The following is an 18,568-nucleotide window of genomic DNA, read 5'->3' as shown; positions in this document are numbered from 1 at the left end:
CGTGTGGTCGTTCCCGTACCGGAGCGTCGTAACCGCACCGTATGCGGCCACGGCCGCAGAGTAGGCCCGAGCGCGGATGCGGCACGGGCGGTTCATGGGGACGTAACACGTCGGTCTTCTTCGTCACTGCGGCGAAACACCGTGCGGCATCGGCGGAAACGGCGCTGGGCGAATCTCATGGCGCATAAGGACCGACCGGCACCTTTTCCCCAGTGGTCCCGCACGTGGTTGTGCCCCCACCGCCCGCACGCGGCCGCACCGACGACGAGGAGACGCCGATGCCCCCAGGCATCACGACGTTCGCAGCAGACGCCCCGACGCTGTCTGCCGCCAATACCGGATTCATGCTCATCTGCTCGGCCCTCGTGATGGTCATGACTCCGGCCCTGGCCTTCTTCTACGGAGGCATGGTCCGCGTCAAGAGCACCCTCAACATGCTGATGATGAGCTTCATCAGCCTCGGGATCGTCACGATCCTGTGGGTGCTGTACGGATTCAGCCTCGCCTTCGGCACCGACATCGGGTCCTTCATCGGCTGGAGCTCGGACTTCGCCGGCCTCAGCGGGATCGGCGTCACCCAGCTCTGGGACGGCTACACCATCCCGGTGTATGTCTTCGCCGTCTTCCAGCTGATGTTCGCGGTCCTCACCCCGGCCCTGATAAGCGGTGCTCTCGCCGACCGGGTCAAGTTCACCTCCTGGGCGCTCTTCATCACCCTCTGGGTCACCGTCGTCTACTTCCCGGTCGCGCACTGGGTCTGGGGCGCGGGCGGCTGGCTGTACGAGCTCGGTGTCATCGACTTCGCCGGCGGTACCGCCGTCCACATCAACGCCGGTGCCGCGGCCCTCGGCGTGATCCTCGTCATCGGCAAGCGGGTCGGCTTCAAGAAGGACCCGATGCGGCCGCACAGCCTGCCGCTCGTCATGCTCGGCGCCGCACTGCTCTGGTTCGGCTGGTTCGGGTTCAACGCCGGCTCGTGGCTCGGCAACGACGACGGCGTCGGCGCGGTCATGTTCGTCAACACACAGGTCGCCACCGCCGCCGCGATGCTCGCCTGGCTCGGCTACGAGAAGCTCCGCCACGGCTCCTTCACCACCCTCGGCGCCGCCTCCGGCGCCGTCGCGGGCCTCGTCGCCATCACCCCTTCCGGTGGTGCCGTCAGCCCGCTCGGCGCCATCGCGGTCGGTGCCGTCGCCGGTGTCCTGTGCGCCATGGCCGTCGGCCTGAAGTACAGGTTCGGCTACGACGACTCCCTGGACGTCGTCGGGGTCCACCTCGTCGGCGGCATCGTCGGCTCCCTGCTCGTCGGCCTCTTCGCCACCGGCGGAGTCCAGTCCGACGCCAAGGGCCTCTTCTACGGAGGCGGACTCGAACAGCTCGGCAAGCAGGCCATCGGCGTCTTCGCGGTCCTCGCGTACTCTCTGGTCGTCTCCGCCGTCCTCGCCCTCGTCCTCGACCGGACGATCGGGATGCGGGTCGAGGAGGACGACGAGGTCTCCGGCATCGACCAGGTCGAGCACGCCGAGACCGCGTACGACTTCAGCGGCGCCGGCGGCGGTCTGTCCTCGCGCCCCACGCCTCCCGCCCCCGGCACCACGGCGGCCCCGAAGAACAAGAAGGTGGACGCATGAAGCTCATCACCGCGGTCGTGAAGCCCCACCGGCTCGATGAGATCAAGGAGGCCCTCCAGGCCTTCGGCGTCCAGGGCCTCACCGTCACGGAAGCCAGCGGCTACGGGCGTCAGCGCGGCCACACCGAGGTCTACCGGGGCGCCGAGTACACCGTCGACCTCGTCCCGAAGATCCGCGTCGAGGTCCTCGTCGAGGACGAGGACGCCGAACAGCTCATCGACGTCGTCGTCAAGGCCGCCCGGACCGGCAAGATCGGTGACGGCAAGGTCTGGAGCGTCCCGGTCGAGACCGCGGTCCGGGTCCGTACCGGCGAACGCGGCCCGGACGCACTCTGACCGACGTCCGCGCACACGGAAAGGCAACTGGGTGACGAGCACCGAAGTGACCACCGAATCCGAGGACTCGGGACCCAGCGGCTATGCGGCGGCCCGGCTGCGCCTCCTCCAGGAGAAGGCGCGGTCCGGGCCGCCGCGCCGTGCGGCCCTCGCCTCCCTCACCGACGACTGGCTGACCGCCCTCTTCGCCGCCGCGGCCGAACACGCCGGCGTCCGCGGCGCCGCCCTCGTGGCCGTCGGCGGCTACGGCCGCGGCGAACTCTCCCCGCGCAGCGATCTCGACCTGCTGCTCCTGCACGACGGCAGCGCCGACGCCGCAGCCGTCGCCGCCCTCGCTGACCGCATCTGGTACCCGGTCTGGGACCTCGGCCTCGCCCTCGACCACTCCGTGCGCACCCCCGCCGAAGCCCGCAGGACGGCGGGCGAGGACCTCAAGGTCCAGCTCGGCCTCCTCGACGCCCGGCCCGTCGCCGGGGACCTCGGCCTCGTCGCCTCGCTGCGCACCGCGATCCTCGCCGACTGGCGCAACCAGGCCCCCAAGCGGCTGCCCGCGCTCGACGAACTCTGCCGCGAACGGGCCGAACGGCAGGGCGAGCTCCAGTTCCTCCTGGAACCGGACCTCAAGGAGGCCCGCGGCGGACTGCGCGACGCCACCGCCCTGCGCGCCGTCGCCGCCTCCTGGGTCGCCGACGCACCCCGCGAGGGCCTCGCCGAGGCCCGCCGCGTCCTGCTGGACGCCCGCGACGCCCTGCACCTCACGACCGGCCGCGCCACCGACCGCCTCGCCCTCCAGGAACAGGACCAGGTAGCCGCCGCCCTCGGCCTCCTCGACGCCGACGCCCTGCTGCGCCAGGTGTACGAGGCCGCCCGCACCGTCTCCTACGCCACCGACGTCACCTGGCGCGAGGTCAACCGGGTGCTGCGCGCCCGCTCGGTCCGCCCCCGGCTGCGCGCCATGCTGGGCGGCGGCAGGGCCGCGGCCGTCGACCGCAGCCCGCTCGCCGACGGCGTCGTCGAGGCCGACGGCGAGGTCGTCCTGGCCCGCACCGCCCGCCCCGAACGCGACCCGGTGCTCGTCCTGCGCGCCGCCGCCGCGGCCGCCCAGTCCGAACTGCCGCTCTCCCGCCACGTCGTACGCCACCTCGCCACCGCCGCCGAGCCGCTGCCCGTGCCGTGGCCCGCCGAGGCCCGGGAGGAGCTCGTCACCCTGCTCGGCGCGGGCGAGGCGACCGTCCCCGTCTGGGACGCCCTCGAAGCGGAGGGACTGATCACCCGCCTCCTGCCCGACTGGGAACGGGTGCACTGCCGGCCCCAGCGCAACCCCGTCCACACCTGGACCGTCGACCGCCACCTCGTCGAAGCGGCCGTCCGCGCCTCCTCCCTCACCCGCCGCGTCGGCCGCCCCGACCTGCTGCTCGTCGCCGCGCTGCTGCACGACATCGGCAAGGGCTGGCCCGGCGACCACTCCGTCGCCGGTGAGGTCATCGCCCGTGACATGGCCGCCCGGATCGGCTTCGACCCGCACGACGTGGGCGTCATCGCCACCCTCGTACGCCACCATCTGCTGCTCATCGAGACCGCCACCCGCCGCGACCTCGACGACCCGGCGACCGTCCGCTCCGTCGCCACCGCCATCGGCACCGCCTCCACGCTGGAGCTCCTGCACGCGCTCACCGAGGCCGACGCGCTCGCGACCGGGCCCGCCGCCTGGTCCACCTGGCGCGCCTGTCTCGTCACCGACCTGGTCAAACGCGTCGCGGCCGTCCTCGCCGGCGAGGAACCCGAGGAGCCGGAGCCCGCCGCCCCCGGCGTCGAACAGGAACGCCTCGCCATCGAAGCCCTGCGCACCGGCGAGCCGGTCCTCGCCCTGCACGCCCAGACCGAGACCCCGCACGAGGACGGCGCCCCCGAACCCGTAGGCGTCGAACTCCTCATCGCGCTCCCGGACCGGCCCGGGGTCCTGCCGGCCGCCGCCGGGGTCCTGGCCCTGCACCGCCTCACCGTCCGCGCCGCGGACCTGCGGGCCGTCGAGCTCCCCACCGAACTGGGCGACTCCGCCGACGTACTGCTGCTCAGCTGGCGGGTCGCCGCCGAGTACGGGGCGCTGCCCCAGGCCACCCGGCTGCGCGCCGATCTCGTACGCGCCCTGGACGGATCGCTGGACATCCCGTCCCGGCTGGCCGAGCGCGAGGCGGCCTACCCGCGCCGCCGCGGGGTGAAGGCCCCGCCGCCGAGGGTGACCGTCGCGCCGGCCGGCTCGCAGCTGGCCACGGTGATCGAGGTGCGCGCCCAGGACGCTCCGGGGCTGCTGCACCGGATCGGCCGGGCGCTGGAACGAAGCGCGGTACGGGTGCGCAGCGCGCATGTGTCGACGCTGGGGGCCAACGCGGTGGACGCCTTCTACGTCACGGATCCCGACGGCCGGCCGCTGCCCGCCGCCCGCGCCGCGGAACTGGCCCAGGAGGTCGAGAAGGCGCTCCGCTGAGCCCCGGCACCACGTGAAGTCGCCCCCGCGCGTCACGAGAACCGGGCGAGGGCTATGCGTTCCCCGGCGTCCGGATACCCTGGGGAACGACTTACCCGACTCCGCCCCCGACCCTGAGGACCGACGAGCGCCGTGTTCGATACTCTCTCCGACCGCCTTGCCGCGACTTTCAAGAACCTCAGGGGCAAGGGCCGCTTGTCCGAGGCGGACATCGACGCCACGGCTCGCGAGATCCGTATCGCCCTGCTCGAGGCCGATGTCGCCCTGCCCGTCGTCCGGTCCTTCATCGCCAATGTCAAGGAGCGGGCGCGCGGCGTCGAGGTCTCCCAGGCGCTGAACCCCGCCCAGCAGATGATCAAGATCGTCAACGAGGAGCTCGTCTCCATCCTCGGTGGCGAGACCCGGCGCCTGCGCTTCGCCAAGACCGCGCCCACCGTGATCATGCTCGCGGGTCTCCAGGGTGCCGGTAAGACGACCCTCGCCGGAAAGCTCGGTCTCTGGCTCAAGGCCCAGGGCCACTCCCCGCTGCTCGTCGCCTGTGACCTCCAGCGCCCCAACGCCGTCAACCAGCTGAGCGTCGTCGCCGACCGGGCCGGTGTCGCGGTGTACGCCCCCGAGCCGGGCAACGGCGTCGGTGACCCGGTCCAGGTCGCCAAGGACTCGATCGAGTACGCCAGGTCAAAGCAGTACGACGTGGTCGTCGTGGACACCGCCGGCCGCCTCGGTATCGACCAGGAACTGATGCGGCAGGCCGCGGACATCCGCGACGCCGTCAGCCCCGACGAGATCCTCTTCGTCGTCGACGCGATGATCGGCCAGGACGCGGTCAACACCGCCGAGGCCTTCCGCGACGGCGTCGGCTTCGACGGTGTGGTGCTCTCCAAGCTCGACGGCGACGCCCGCGGTGGTGCGGCCCTGTCGATCGCCCACGTCACGGGCAAGCAGATCATCTTCGCGTCGAACGGCGAGAAGCTCGAGGACTTCGACGCCTTCCACCCGGACCGGATGGCCTCGCGCATTCTCGACATGGGTGACCTGCTCACCCTGATCGAGCAGGCGGAGAAGACCTTCAGCCAGGAAGAGGCCGCCAAAATGGCCTCCAAGCTGGCGTCCAGCAAGGGCAAGGACTTCACGCTCGACGACTTCCTCGCCCAGATGGAGCAGGTCCGGAAGATGGGCTCCATCTCCAAGCTGCTCGGGATGCTGCCCGGCATGGGGCAGATCAAGGACCAGATCAACAACATCGACGAGCGCGACGTGGACCGCATGGCCGCGATCATCAAGTCGATGACTCCGAAGGAGCGCGCCGAGCCGACGGTCATCAACGGCTCGCGCCGGGCCCGTATCGCCAAGGGCGCCGGTGTCGAGGTCAGTGCGGTGAAGGGCCTGGTCGAGCGGTTCTTCGACGCACGCAAGATGATGTCGAAGATGGCGCAGGGCGGCGGCATGCCGGGGATGCCCGGGATGCCGGGCATGGGCGGCGGCCCCGGCCGGCAGAAGAAGCAGGTCAAGCAGGCCAAGGGCAAGCGCAAGAGCGGTAACCCGATGAAGCGCAAGGCCGAGGAGCAGGCCGAGGCCGCCCGTCGCGAGCAGGCGGCGCAGGGCGGCGCGCTCGGTCTGCCGGCCGGCCAGGAGGACAAGAACTTCGAGCTGCCGGACGAGTTCAAGAAGTTCATGGGCTGAGCAGGCCCGTGTCACGTCCCCGAGGGGGCGCCCGCTTCACGGCGGGCGCCCCCTCGGGCGTGTGCGGGGGAGCCGGTTCCCTCCATGGGCCCAGCGGGGTGCCGCTCCGAGGGCTTCGTCCGCGTTTCTCCCTTAATGTCGGCTCAACGGCTGTCGGCAGAGGAGCGCGCGTGACCAGTCCGGTACCTCCCCGCGACCGCACCGACCAGCCCTGGCGCTCCGAGGGCGCGCCACCGCCCCCGCCGCCCCGCCGGAAGATGCCGGGGGGCTGGCGCGGACTGCTGCTGGGCGCGCTGGTCGTCTATCTGATCGCCAACCTGCTGCTCTCCTTCTTCAACGGCGAGGAAGAGCGGACGATCGCGTACACGGAGTTCAGCAAGCAGGTCACCGCGGGCAACGTCTCCAAGATCTACTCCAAGGGCGACGCCATCGAGGGGCAGCTCAAGAAGGAGGCGAAGGTCCCTGGCAAGGACGACAAGTACACCAAGTTCGTCACCCAGCGGCCCGCCTTCGCCGACGACAACCTCTGGGGCGAACTGGTCAAGGACGACGTCACGGTCACGGCCGAACCGGTCGTCAAGGAGCGCAGCTTCCTCGCCAACCTGCTGATCTCGCTGGCGCCGATGCTGCTGCTCGTCCTGCTCTGGGTGTTCATCGCCCGGCGGATGTCGCGTGGCGGCATGGGCGGCGGGATGGGCGGCCTCGGCCGCAAGGCCCCGCCCAAGCCGGTCGAGCTGGAGGGGAGCCGGCGCACCACCTTCGAGGACGTGGCCGGCATCGACGAGGTCGAGGGCGAGCTCAACGACGTCGTGGACTTCCTGAAGAACCCGGACGCCTACCGGAAGATGGGCGCCAGGATGCCCGGGGGCGTCCTGCTGGCCGGTCCTCCCGGCACCGGCAAGACGCTGCTGGCGCGGGCCGTCGCGGGGGAGGCGGGGGTGCCGTTCTTCTCGGCCTCGGCCTCCGAGTTCATCGAGATGATCGTCGGCGTCGGCGCCGGCCGGGTCCGGGAGCTCTTCGCCGAGGCGCGCAAGGTCGCCCCCGCCATCGTCTTCATCGACGAGATCGACACCATCGGACGGGTCCGCGGCGGCGGTTCGGGCATGGGCGGGCACGACGAGCGCGAGCAGACGCTCAACCAGATCCTCACCGAGATGGACGGCTTCTCCGGATCGGAGGGCGTGGTCGTGCTCGCCGCCACCAACCGCGCCGACGTCCTCGACCCGGCGCTCACCCGGCCCGGCCGCTTCGACCGGATCGTCCAGGTCAGCCCGCCGGACAAGAAGGGCCGGGAGGCGATCCTGGAGATCCACACCCGGCAGATCCCGATGGCCGACGACGTGGACCTGGGCCAGGTGGCCCGTACGACCCCCGGAATGACCGGCGCCGATCTGGCCAACCTCGCCAACGAGGCCGCGCTGCTCGCCGTCAAGCGGAGGCAGTCGGAGGTCAACGGGGCGGATCTCTCGGACGCCCTGGAGAAGGTCCAGCTCGGCGCGGAACGCTCGCTCGTCATGTCGGACGAGGAACGCCGCAGGACCGCGTACCACGAGAGCGGACACGCGCTGCTGGGGATGCTCCATCCCGGCGCCGACCCGGTCCGCAAGGTCACCATCGTGCCGCGCGGCCGGGCGCTCGGAGTCACGCTCTCGACGCCGGACGCCGACAAGTACGCGTACACCGAGGAGTATCTGCGCGGCCGGATCATCGGCGCGCTCGGCGGGATGGCGGCCGAGCAGGTGGTGTTCGGCGTCGTCACCACGGGCGCGGAGAGCGATCTGGAGCAGGTCACCGGACTGGCCCGCGGCATGGTGGGCCGCTGGGGCATGAGCCACAAGGTCGGCCGGCTGACGGCGATCCCGGCCGATACCCAGCAGGCGTACGGCCTCTCGGCCGCGCCCGCGACGCTGGACGCGGTGGACGGGGAGATGCGGCGCATCGTCGACGAGTGCTACGAGGAGGCGTGCCGGCTGCTGGGCAACAACCGGGACCGGCTGGACTCGCTGGCCGGCGCGCTGCTGGAGAACGAGACGCTGGACGAGGTGGCCGCGTACCGGGCCGCGGGGATCACCCGGCTGGCCAAGCCGTGACGGGGCCCGGTGGCCGGGGCCCGGCCACCTACGTCGTGCAGACGAGGTAGCGGAACACGTTGGGCATCCAGACGGTGCCGTCCCGGTGCCGGTGCGGGTCCAGGGCCTGAGCCACCTCCTTCTCCACCTGGGACCGGTCCGTCGCCCGTACCGCCGCGTCGAAGAGCCGTGTCGACAGCAGGCCCCGGACCGCGCTCTCCATGTCCGCGTAGCCGAACGGGCACGCCACCCGCCCGGAGCCGTCGGGCTTCAGCCCGGCCCGGAAGGCCACGTCCTCCAGATCGTCGCGCTGCGCGCCCGGCCGGCCGCCCGCTCCGGGGGAACGCGTCCCCTCCGCGAGCCGGGCCGCCACCCGCAGTACCGCCGCCGTGGCGCACCGCTCGGGCGGGCCCCAGCCGGTCAGTACGACCGTGCTGCCCCGCTCCGCCAGCGGCACCGCCGAACCGAGCGTGCCCACCAGCTCCTCCGCGTCGTCGGCCGTGCAGCCGATCGGCGTGAACGCGGTGATCAGGTCGTACGGCTCGTGGCCGGCCGCCGCGGCCGGGACGCCGTCCAGGAGCCGCGGCCCGGCGGCCAGGGCCCCGGCGTCGCCCCCGGGGTCCGACAGCAGCCGGGTCCGGGCGAGCGCGAGCCGTTCGGTGTCGGCGTCGACGCCGGTGACGCGTGCTCCGCGGCCGGCCGCGATCAGCACCGCGAGCCCGGAGCCGCAGCCGAGCGAGAGCATCCGGGTGGCGGCCCCCACTTCCAGCCGCCGGTAGACCGCCTCGTACAGCGGCGCGAGCATCCGCTCCTGGATCTCGGCCCAGTCACGGGCGCGGGATCCGGTGTCCACCGAGGCGGACGACTCCGTGTACGCATGGTGCCGGACGAGCGTTGGTGTCATGGAATGCGCCCCAATCCGCCGAGATGCCGGTGATGCCGGTCGGTCATGTCCGAGTGGACGGTTTCCCCGTGCCTGCGGCCGCGCTTCCCCCGTATGCCGGAGAACTGCGCATCCGCCGTCGCGTCCAGGGGTCTACGGGCCATGGTTGCCTTTGCTGCCGTTCGCCGGTCCAGTCTCACCCGGCACGCGGGACCGGGCATGTCGAGGGCTCGGGGCCGGCGGCGGCGGCGTCCGGGGAGGAGCGGACGGGGCGGGCGGTCTCCCGGTACTGTCGGTTCCCGGTGTCCGCGCCCGTTGATCTTCCGGGCGCCGGGGTGGTGCGGGCTCCAGGGGGCGTACGCGCGGTCCGCGCGCTCGGGCGTACACGTCGCTACGTACCACCTTGGTGTGAGCTGTGAGACTTCTCCGCAGATCAGCGCACCCGCCCTCGTCAGGACGCAACAAGGGCAACTGACTGGTACGTGCAAATTATTTGGGATGGCCCGGAATCGGAACACCGGGGCACCCGCGCTCGTTGTCACGACGTGAGCACGACACCACCTGTACTTGCCGCAGAGCTGGCACAGGCGTGGGCCGACATTCAGCGGTACCACCCCGAGCTGCCCGATCTTGCCGCGCCCGAGTCCCTGATCGGAGAGTCCTCGTCCGCCTGTGGCGCCGAGCTCTCCTTCGAACGGCTGCTCCATGAGGCAGTCCATGGCATCGCCGCCGCCCGAGGTGTCCGCGACACCTCTCGCGCCGGCCGATACCACAACCGTCGATTCCTCGCGATCGCCGAGGAGCTGGGCCTCGACCATGCCGAGGAGCCCCATCCCAGCAGTGGCTTCTCGCTGGTCACGCTCAACCCCGAGGCCAAGCGCCGGTACCGGCCGACGACCGAACGGCTGCAGCGCGCCCTCAAGGCGCACACCGTGGCCACCGCCGCCGACACCAAGCGCTCCTTCCGCGGCCCGGCCGCCCGGCACGGCTCCTCCGGAGGGGGCGTGCGGGTCAAGGCCGTCTGCGACTGCGGTCGCAACGTGCGCGTCGTCCCCTCGGTCCTCGCACAGGCCCCGATCGTCTGCGGCGGCTGCGGAAAGCCGTTCCGGATCCCGGAGGCAGTGGTCGCGGTGGGGTGAGCCGATGTGGTGTGGCACAATGGCTAGCTGTACTCGACAGTCGCATAGGACCCCTCTCTCCTCCGGCTGACGCGTCCATCGGGCACTCGAGTACCGCAACCCCACGTGGCATCTTCGTTGTGCCCAACCACGTCATAGACCAGGAGACACCACTTCCGTGGCAGTCAAGATCAAGCTGAAGCGTCTGGGCAAGATCCGTTCGCCTCACTACCGCATCGTCGTCGCCGACTCCCGTACCCGCCGTGATGGCCGGGCCATCGAGGAGATCGGCCTGTACCACCCGGTACGGAACCCCTCGCGCATCGAGGTCAACGCAGAGCGCGCGCAGTACTGGCTGTCCGTCGGCGCCCAGCCGACCGAGCCGGTTCTCGCGATCCTGAAGCTCACCGGTGACTGGCAGGCCCACAAGGGTCTCCCGGCCCCCCCGCCGCTTCTGCAGCCGGAGCCCAAGGCTGACAAGCGCGCACTGTTCGAGGCCCTGACCAAGGACACCGCCGAGGAGTCCAAGGGCGAGGCCATCACGCAGAAGGCGAAGAAGGCCGACAAGAAGGCGGACGAGGCTGCTGACGCAGCCGCGCCCGCCGAGTCGACCGAGGCCTGAGCATGCTCGAGGAGGCTCTCGAGCACCTCGTGAAAGGCATCGTCGACAACCCCGAGGACGTGCAGGTGGCCTCGCGCGACCTGCGTCGCGGCCGTGTGCTTGAGGTCCGGGTCCACCCCGATGACCTCGGCAAGGTGATCGGCCGCAACGGCCGCACCGCACGCGCGTTGCGTACCGTCGTCGGCGCCATCGGCGGCCGTGGTATCCGCGTCGACCTCGTCGATGTGGATCAGGTTCGCTGACAGAGTTGAACACCGGCACGGGCCGGGGAGGGCCAAGCGCCCGCCCCGGCCCGTCGTCGTACGACAGGAGAGACACAAGGTGCAGTTGGTAGTCGCGCGGATCGGTCGCGCCCACGGCATCAAGGGCGAGGTCACCGTCGAGGTGCGCACGGACGAGCCGGAGATCCGGCTCGGACCCGGTGCGGTACTGGCCACCGAGCCGGCCTCGACAGGACCGCTGACGATCGAGACCGGCCGGGTGCACAGCGGCCGGCTGCTGCTGCGTTTCGAGGGCGTACGGGACCGTACGGGCGCCGAGGCGCTGCGCAATACGCTGCTGATCGCCGACGTCGACCCGGAGGAGCTCCCGGAGGACCCCGAGGAGTTCTACGACCATCAGCTGATGGACCTGGACGTGGTTCTCGCCGACGGCACCGAGATCGGCCGGATCACCGAGATCACGCACCTGCCGTCCCAGGACCTCTTCATCGTGGAGCGTCCCGACGGCACCGAGGTGATGATCCCGTTCGTCGAGGAGATCGTCTCCGAGATCGACCTGGAGGAGCAGCGCGCGGTGATCACACCGCCGCCGGGCCTGATCGACGAGAACGAGGCCGTCGTGGTCTCCACGCGCGACGAGGAGTCCGCGGCCGCCGGTGCGGAGCCCGCCGCCCGGCCCGGTGCCGACGGGTCCGGAGCCGACGGGTCCGGTCCTGCTGAGCCCGGTTCCGCCCGGCCAGGGGAAGACGACTGATGCGCCTCGACGTCGTCACGATCTTCCCCGAGTACCTCGAACCGCTGAACGTCTCGCTCGTCGGCAAGGCCCGCGCCCGCGGACGCCTCGACGTGCACGTGCGCGATCTGCGGGAGTGGACGTACGACCGTCACAACACGGTCGACGACACCCCCTACGGCGGCGGTCCCGGCATGGTCATGAAGACCGAGCCGTGGGGCGACGCCCTGGACGAGACCCTGGCCGAAGGCTACGAGACCGGTGCCCACTCCCCGGTGCTCGTGGTGCCGACACCCAGCGGCCGGCCGTTCACCCAGGAACTCGCCGTCCAGCTCTCCGAGCGGCCCTGGCTGATCTTCGCTCCGGCCCGCTACGAGGGCATCGACCGGCGGGTGGCCGAGGAGTACGCAACCCGGATGCCGGTCGTCGAGGTGTCCATCGGCGACTACGTGCTGGCAGGCGGGGAGGCCGCGGTGCTGGTGATCACGGAGGCGGTGGCCCGGCTGCTGCCCGGAGTGCTCGGCAACGCCGAATCGCACCGGGACGACTCCTTCGCCCCCGGCGCGATGGCCGATCTGCTGGAGGGACCCGTCTACACCAAGCCGCCCGAGTGGCGCGGCCGGGGAATCCCGGACGTGCTGCTGAGCGGCCACCACGGCCGGATCGCGCGCTGGCGCCGGGACGAGGCCTTCCGCCGTACCGCGCTCAACAGGCCCGATCTGATCGAGCGTTGCGAGGCTGCGGGCTTCGACAAGAAGGACCGCGAGATGCTCTCGATCCTGGGCTGGTCACCCGATCCCGGTGGCCGATTTTGGCGTAGGCCCGACGCCGTGGAAGAATAGGCCGCTGCTGTACGTCCGACGTGCGCCCCTGCCACAGGGGGAAAGCGGCCGTTAGTGGTCCCCGCGCGAGTGGGGATGGTCCCGACGCCCGCCCGACGCGATCAGCACTCCGAACTCATCACTCTCCCGCCGATGACCTGTGGCATGGGCGAAGAAAGCAGACAACATGGCTTCCCTGCTCGATGGCGTCAATGCCGCCTCGCTGCGCACCGACGTCCCGGCGTTCCGCCCCGGTGACACCGTCAACGTTCACGTGCGCGTGATCGAGGGCAACCGCTCCCGTATCCAGCAGTTCAAGGGCATCGTCATCCGCCGCCAGGGCGCGGGCGTCGGCGAGACCTTCACGGTCCGCAAGGTCTCCTTCAGCGTCGGCGTCGAGCGCACCTTCCCGGTGCACAGCCCGATCTTCGAGAAGATCGAGCTCGTCACCCGCGGTGACGTCCGCCGCGCCAAGCTGTACTTCCTCCGTGAGCTGCGCGGCAAGGCCGCGAAGATCAAGGAGAAGCGCGACCGCTGAGCTGGCTCCCAGGTCCACAGCACGGCCGGATAAGCTCTGGCCCCGATGGACACGGAAGCAAGAACCACGGAGCGCGACCGCTCCTCCGCAGCCCCTACGGGGCCGGGGGAGAGGTCGCGCTTTTCGCGTATCCCGCACCGTTTCGCCGCCTCGATGTCATGGCGGCGCACCCTCGCGCTCGGTGCTGTCTGCTCGGTCTTCGTACTGCTCTTCAGCGCTTTCGTGGTGCAGCCCTTCCTGATCCCCAGCAGTTCGATGGAGTCCACGCTGCAGGTCGGGGACCGGGTGCTGGTCAACAAGCTGGCGTACCGTTTCGGCTCCGCACCGCGGCGCGGGGACGTGGTGGTCTTCGACGGCACCGGCTCCTTCGTGCAGGAGGCGCCGCGGCAGAACCCCGTCACCGGACTGCTGCACGGCGCGGCGGCTTCCCTGGGGCTCGCGGAGCCCGCCGAGACCGACTTCGTGAAGCGGGTGGTGGGTGTGGGAGGCGACCGGGTGGTCTGCTGCGACAAGCGGGGGAGGGCCGAGGTGAACGGCCGGCCGTTGGACGAGGACTACCTGTTCGCGGGTGACGCGGCGTCCCGCGCCCCGTTCGACATCGTCGTGCCGGACGGCACGCTCTGGATGATGGGCGATCACCGCAGCCGTTCCCGGGACTCCCGTGACCACCTGGGCGAACCGGGGGGCGGCATGGTGCCCGTCGACAGGGTGATCGGCAGGGTCGACTGGATCGGCTGGCCGCCGGCGCGGCTGGGCTCCCTTCCGGGGACCGCGGCCTTCGGCGGGGTAGCCGCCCCGGGCGCGACGCATGGGTAACCACGGGCGGGCGCACGACGCCGCCGGTCCCGGGGTGCCGGCGCCCACCGGCGGCGGGCCGAGGGCCGCCCGCTCACTGCCCACCCGCGCGGAGCGGCGCAGACTGGCCCGCAAGGTGAAGCGGAAGCGGCGCAGATCGGCCGTGAAGGAGATACCCCTCCTCATCACCGTCGCGCTGGTGATCGCGCTGGTCCTCAAGACGTTCCTGGTGCAGGCATTCGTGATCCCGTCCGGATCCATGGAGCAGACCATCCGGATCGGCGACCGGGTCCTCGTGGACAAACTGACGCCGTGGTTCGGGTCCCGGCCGCAGCGCGGCGACGTGGTCGTGTTCAAGAACCCCTCCGACTGGCCGCCGCCGAATCCGGTGACGGCCGAGGAGCCACCTGTCGTCATCAAACAGGTGAAGCAGGTGCTGACCTATATCGGCCTGCTGCCGTCCGACGACGAGCAGGACCTGATCAAGCGGGTGGTCGCCGTCGGTGGCGACACGGTGAAGTGCTGCGACAAGGGCGGCCGGCTCATGGTCAACGGCCAGGCGGTCGACGAGCCCTATCTCTTTCCCGGCAATCCCCCCTCCACGATCAAATTCGAGGTAAAGGTTCCAGCCGGACGAATCTTCGTGATGGGCGACCATCGCTCCAATTCCGCCGATTCACGTTTCCATCTGGACAAGACGGCCGACGGGACGGTTTCCGAGGATGCCGTAGTGGGACGGGCCGTGGTGATCGCCTGGCCCTTCGGGCACTGGGGGAAGCTGGAGCAGCGTTCGGTGTTCTCCTCGGTACCGGACGCGCGCGCCGGGACGGCGGCTGCCCCCGGACCGTCGAATAGTGTGTCCGAGGATCCCAACGGAATGATCCGGCTCCCGACCCCTGCGGAACTCCCGCTCGTTATGGGAGTGGTTGGCCTGCACCGGCTAGGGCGCAGGCGGTGGCACGGAATAAGGAGCAGATGTGGGGGATTTGGCGGTGGGCGCACGATCCGGACACGACGGACCCGAGGACCGGCCGGACACTCCGGAGAATACCGAGTCGGACGGGACGACGGCGGACCGGCCGGAGAGTGACGGCGACTCCCCGAGCGGCGGCGGTACGGCCCGGAAGAAGCCCCGCTCCTTCTGGAAGGAGCTGCCCCTCCTCATCGGTATCGCGCTGGTTCTGGCGCTGCTGATCAAGACGTTTCTCGTGCAGGCGTTCTCCATTCCGTCGGATTCGATGCAGAACACCCTTCAGCGGGGTGACCGGGTGCTGGTCGACAAGCTGACCCCGTGGTTCGGTTCGGAGCCGGAGCGCGGCGAGGTCGTCGTCTTCCACGATCCGGGCGGCTGGCTGGAGAACACCCCGGCGCCCGACCCGAACGCGGTGCAGAAGTTCCTGAGCTTCATCGGGCTGATGCCGTCGGCCGAGGAGAAGGACCTGATCAAGCGGGTCATCGCGATCGGCGGTGACACGGTGGAGTGCAAGACGAACGGCCCGGTCACGGTCAACGGCAAGGCGCTGGACGACAAGTCCTTCATCTTCAAGGGGAACACTGCCTGCAACGACGAGCCGTTCGGCCCGATCAAGGTGCCCAAGGGCCGTATCTGGGTGATGGGCGACCACCGTCAGAACTCCCTCGACTCCCGCTACCACCAGGAGCTGCGGGGCGGCGGCACCGTCTCCACGGACGAGGTGGTGGGCCGGGCCATCGTGGTCGCGTGGCCGATCAACCGCTGGGCCACCCTGCCCATCCCGAAGACCTTCGACCAGCCGGGTCTGAACGCCGCGGCCGCGATGGCGCCCGGTGCGATCGGCATCGCGGGTGCCGTGCCCATCGTGCTCTGGCGCAGGCGGCGCAAGGCCGTGCCGGCGCGGCAGGGGTAGGAGTACGGAGTCGCCCGCCCGGCTGCCCGTCCCCTCCGCCTCCACCGGCCGGGAGAGGGCAGTAGCCCGGGGGAACCCCCGCTCGTTGTACAGGGGGCGGGTTTGTGATCGGCAGGCCCGGTGGGCAGTCGTTGGCGCAGAGTGAGGAATGAATGTGAGCGACGTGGCAGGCGAAGCACGAGCTGGACACGGACAGTCCACGGAGAGGCTCTCGCAGCCCGCCGACTCCGCCTTCGACCCTGTGGGAGAGACAGGGGGTCCGCAGGAGCCGGAGAGCGCGCCCACCTCGGACCGGCGAGGAAAGCGGGTCAAGAAGCCCCGTCCTCTCTGGAAGGAACTGCCCCTCCTCATCGGTATCGCGCTGGTTCTGGCGCTGCTGATCAAGACGTTTCTGGTGCAGGCGTTCTCCATTCCGTCGGATTCGATGCAGAACACCCTTCAGCGGGGTGACCGGGTGCTGGTCGACAAGCTGACCCCGTGGTTCGGCTCGGAGCCGGAGCGCGGCGAGGTCGTCGTCTTCCACGATCCGAGTGGCTGGCTGGACGGGGAGCCGACCCCTGAGCCGAACGCGGTGCAGACGTTCCTCAGCTTCATCGGGCTGATGCCGTCCTCGCAGGAGAAGGACCTGATCAAGCGCACGATCGCGGTCGGCGGTGACACCGTGTCCTGCAAGAAGGGCGGCCCCGTCGAGGTCAACGGGAAGGCGCTCGACGAGCCGTACATCTTCCCCGGTGGGACACCGTGCGACGACATGCCCTTCGGGCCGTTCAAGGTGCCCGACGGCAAGATCTGGGTGATGGGCGACCACCGGCAGGACTCCTCGGACTCCCGCTATCACACCAGCGACGTGAACAAGGGCTTCGTGCCGGTGGACGACGTGGTGGGCCGGGCCGTGGTGGTGGCCTGGCCGCTCAACCGCTGGGCGGCCCTGTCCGTCCCGGACACCTTCGACCAGCCGGGCATGAGCGCCTCGGCCGCGCTGGCACCCGGCGCGCTCGGTATCGCCGGTGCCCTGCCGATCGTGATCCGGCGCAGGCGGAGGCTGACCGGCGAGCGTACCGCCGGGTAGGGTGCCGACTCGGATCAGCGATTGTCGATCTCCGATGGGGGACGCTGGGATGAGTGGAACAGGACGTACGGATGACGGCCGCGGCCGGCTCGGCAGCATGCTGTCGGGGCTGGCGGTGGCCGTCGGCTGTGTGCTCTTCCTCGGCGGGTTCGCCTGGGCAGCCGTGGAGTACCGGCCGTACACGGTGCCGACCGGGTCGATGACCCCGACGGTGAACGCGGGCGACCGGGTTCTCGCGCAACGGGTGGACGGCAGCGAGGTGCGCCGCGGCGATGTGGTGGTGTTCACCGATCCGGCGTGGGGCGATATGCCGATGGTGAAGCGGGTCGTCGGGATCGGCGGCGACAAGGTCGCCTGCTGCGAGAAGGACGGCCGGCTCACGGTCAACGGAATACCCGTTGAGGAACCGTATCTGCTGACGGCGGACCCCGCCTCGGGGAACGACTTCACGGCCGAGGTGCCCAAGGGCCAGCTCTTTCTCCTGGGCGACGACCGCCAGGTCTCGCTGGACTCCCGGGTCCATCTGGAGGACGGCGGACAGGGCTCGGTGCCCCGCAGCGCCGTGACGGCCCGGGTGGACGCCGTCGCCTGGCCGCTGGGCAGCATGATCGGACGGCCGCGGGCCTTCGCCGCGCTGCCGGGCGGGGTGTCGTCGGCGGGACCGCTCAAGCTTCAGCTCGGGGCCATGACCGGCGGCGTGGTACTGATCCTGGCCGGTGCCGTGTACGGCCCGGTCGCCGCCCGGTCGAAGCGGAACAAGCGGGGGAAGGCGGCTGCCGGTGTCCACTGAGAAGCGCAAGGTCTCCCGCCTGGTACTCCTCGATCCGGACGACCGCGTTCTGCTGATGCACGGGTTCGAACCGGAGGATCCGGCGAGCACCTGGTGGTTCACCCCCGGCGGAGGGCTGGAGGGTGACGAGACCCGGGAGCAGGCAGCGCTGCGCGAACTGGCCGAGGAGACCGGGATCCGGGACGTCGAGCTGGGCCCGCTCCTCTGGAAGCGGCTGTGCTCCTTCCCCTTCGACGGCCGGCGCTGGGAGCAGGACGAGTGGTACTTCCTCGCCCGTACGACGCAGACCCTGACGGACAGCAGCGGGCAGACCGGGCTGGAACGGCGCAGTGTCGCGGGTCTGAGGTGGTGGACCTCCGCCGAACTGTCGGCGACGCGTGAGACGGTGTACCCGACCAGACTCGCCGGGCTGCTGCGCACGCTGCTCGACGAGGGTCCCCCGCGTACGCCGTTGGTTCTTGCTCCCGAAATCGCCTGAGCGTCCGGGGCGCCGGGGCCTGGCGCACAATGGGGGAACGCACGGCTGAAGGGGAACATGTCAATGAGCGCCGAGGACCTCGAGAAGTACGAGACCGAGATGGAGCTGAAGCTCTACCGGGAGTACCGCGATGTCGTCGGTCTGTTCAAATATGTGATCGAGACCGAACGGCGCTTCTACCTCACCAACGACTACGAGATGCAGGTGCACTCGGTCCAGGGCGAGGTGTTTTTCGAGGTGTCCATGGCGGACGCCTGGGTCTGGGACATGTACCGGCCCGCACGGTTCGTCAAGCAGGTCCGGGTGCTGACGTTCAAGGACGTCAACATCGAGGAGCTCAACAAGAGCGATCTCGAACTTCCGGGTGGCTGAGTTGTCCACATCCGCCGGCTTGTCCACCAAGATCCACTA

At 70.5% G+C, this 18,568-nt stretch carries 19 protein-coding genes; 18 read left to right on the top strand and 1 reads right to left on the bottom strand.

The features are described from left to right. Window positions 1-278 precede the first annotated feature (278 nt). From ACZ6S6_RS27500 to ftsH, 5 genes are all read left to right on the top strand, one after another. On the top strand, window positions 279-1,631 hold the full coding sequence (locus ACZ6S6_RS27500) for an ammonium transporter (RefSeq protein WP_469707218.1): 1,353 nt from the start codon (window positions 279-281) through the stop codon (window positions 1,629-1,631). After that, on the top strand, window positions 1,628-1,966 hold the full coding sequence (locus ACZ6S6_RS27495; RefSeq protein ID WP_336322745.1) for a P-II family nitrogen regulator: 339 nt from the start codon (window positions 1,628-1,630) through the stop codon (window positions 1,964-1,966). The genes ACZ6S6_RS27500 and ACZ6S6_RS27495 overlap by 4 nt, the downstream gene beginning before the upstream one ends. 31 nt (window positions 1,967-1,997) lie before the next feature. Next, window positions 1,998-4,451: a [protein-PII] uridylyltransferase gene (locus tag ACZ6S6_RS27490; protein WP_469707216.1), complete on the top strand. Its 2,454-nt coding sequence runs from the start codon at window positions 1,998-2,000 to the stop codon at window positions 4,449-4,451. Between the two features lie 132 nt (window positions 4,452-4,583). Continuing rightward, complete coding sequence (ffh, locus tag ACZ6S6_RS27485) at window positions 4,584-6,134, top strand: signal recognition particle protein (RefSeq protein ID WP_362963527.1); 1,551 nt, start codon at window positions 4,584-4,586, stop codon at window positions 6,132-6,134. A 170-nt stretch (window positions 6,135-6,304) separates the two neighbouring features. Further along, the gene (gene ftsH / locus ACZ6S6_RS27480; protein WP_362963525.1) at window positions 6,305-8,224 is read left to right on the top strand and encodes an ATP-dependent zinc metalloprotease FtsH; all 1,920 of its coding nucleotides are present in this window, start codon (window positions 6,305-6,307) and stop codon (window positions 8,222-8,224) included. A 28-nt stretch (window positions 8,225-8,252) separates the two neighbouring features. On the opposite strand, the gene ACZ6S6_RS27475 is transcribed toward ftsH, so the two are convergent. After that, entirely contained in the window at window positions 8,253-9,107 is an 855-nt protein-coding gene (locus ACZ6S6_RS27475; protein ID WP_469707213.1) for a methyltransferase domain-containing protein, read from the bottom strand. A gap of 524 nt (window positions 9,108-9,631) precedes the next feature. On the opposite strand from ACZ6S6_RS27475, the gene ACZ6S6_RS27470 reads away from it, so the two are divergent. The 13 genes from ACZ6S6_RS27470 (at window position 9,632) to ACZ6S6_RS27410 (ending at window position 18,529) form a co-directional block, all read left to right on the top strand. After that, entirely contained in the window at window positions 9,632-10,225 is a 594-nt protein-coding gene (locus ACZ6S6_RS27470) for a hypothetical protein (protein WP_148021155.1), read from the top strand. Between the two features lie 157 nt (window positions 10,226-10,382). After that, complete coding sequence (rpsP, locus tag ACZ6S6_RS27465; protein ID WP_362963521.1) at window positions 10,383-10,826, top strand: 30S ribosomal protein S16; 444 nt, start codon at window positions 10,383-10,385, stop codon at window positions 10,824-10,826. Window positions 10,827-10,828: 2 nt separating this feature from the next. Continuing rightward, entirely contained in the window at window positions 10,829-11,068 is a 240-nt protein-coding gene (locus tag ACZ6S6_RS27460) for an RNA-binding protein (RefSeq protein WP_145765829.1), read from the top strand. A 79-nt stretch (window positions 11,069-11,147) separates the two neighbouring features. Beyond that, window positions 11,148-11,801, top strand: a complete 654-nt coding sequence (gene rimM, locus ACZ6S6_RS27455) for a ribosome maturation factor RimM (RefSeq protein WP_469707211.1) — start codon at window positions 11,148-11,150, stop codon at window positions 11,799-11,801. Then, window positions 11,801-12,622, top strand: a complete 822-nt coding sequence (trmD, locus tag ACZ6S6_RS27450; protein WP_469707209.1) for a tRNA (guanosine(37)-N1)-methyltransferase TrmD — start codon at window positions 11,801-11,803, stop codon at window positions 12,620-12,622. Before rimM ends, trmD begins: the two co-directional genes overlap by 1 nt. Before the next feature lie 166 nt (window positions 12,623-12,788). Continuing rightward, window positions 12,789-13,139 (top strand): 50S ribosomal protein L19, encoded by a 351-nt coding sequence (gene rplS / locus ACZ6S6_RS27445; RefSeq protein WP_362963515.1) that lies wholly within the window; start codon window positions 12,789-12,791, stop codon window positions 13,137-13,139. A 45-nt stretch (window positions 13,140-13,184) separates the two neighbouring features. Then, window positions 13,185-13,955 carry a signal peptidase I gene (gene lepB / locus ACZ6S6_RS27440; RefSeq protein WP_469707207.1) on the top strand — a complete coding sequence of 257 codons (771 nt, stop codon included), beginning with the start codon at window positions 13,185-13,187 and terminating at the stop codon, window positions 13,953-13,955. Then, window positions 13,948-15,024 carry a signal peptidase I gene (gene lepB, locus ACZ6S6_RS27435; protein WP_469707205.1) on the top strand — a complete coding sequence of 359 codons (1,077 nt, stop codon included), beginning with the start codon at window positions 13,948-13,950 and terminating at the stop codon, window positions 15,022-15,024. Before lepB (ACZ6S6_RS27440) ends, lepB (ACZ6S6_RS27435) begins: the two co-directional genes overlap by 8 nt. Further along, window positions 14,921-15,820 carry a signal peptidase I gene (lepB, locus tag ACZ6S6_RS27430; RefSeq protein WP_469707302.1) on the top strand — a complete coding sequence of 300 codons (900 nt, stop codon included), beginning with the start codon at window positions 14,921-14,923 and terminating at the stop codon, window positions 15,818-15,820. Before lepB (ACZ6S6_RS27435) ends, lepB (ACZ6S6_RS27430) begins: the two co-directional genes overlap by 104 nt. Before the next feature lie 154 nt (window positions 15,821-15,974). Then, window positions 15,975-16,889 carry a signal peptidase I gene (lepB, locus tag ACZ6S6_RS27425; RefSeq protein ID WP_469707203.1) on the top strand — a complete coding sequence of 305 codons (915 nt, stop codon included), beginning with the start codon at window positions 15,975-15,977 and terminating at the stop codon, window positions 16,887-16,889. A gap of 49 nt (window positions 16,890-16,938) precedes the next feature. After that, window positions 16,939-17,679: a signal peptidase I gene (gene lepB / locus ACZ6S6_RS27420; RefSeq protein WP_469707201.1), complete on the top strand. Its 741-nt coding sequence runs from the start codon at window positions 16,939-16,941 to the stop codon at window positions 17,677-17,679. Beyond that, the gene (locus ACZ6S6_RS27415; protein WP_362963505.1) at window positions 17,669-18,157 is read left to right on the top strand and encodes an NUDIX hydrolase; all 489 of its coding nucleotides are present in this window, start codon (window positions 17,669-17,671) and stop codon (window positions 18,155-18,157) included. The genes lepB (ACZ6S6_RS27420) and ACZ6S6_RS27415 overlap by 11 nt, the downstream gene beginning before the upstream one ends. 63 nt (window positions 18,158-18,220) lie before the next feature. After that, complete coding sequence (locus tag ACZ6S6_RS27410; RefSeq protein WP_003965949.1) at window positions 18,221-18,529, top strand: DUF2469 domain-containing protein; 309 nt, start codon at window positions 18,221-18,223, stop codon at window positions 18,527-18,529. Window positions 18,530-18,568: the final 39 nt, after the last annotated feature.

It is taken from the genome of Streptomyces sp. NPDC048671 (assembly GCF_055587045.1).
This window is presented reverse-complemented; position numbering and strand designations above follow the sequence as displayed.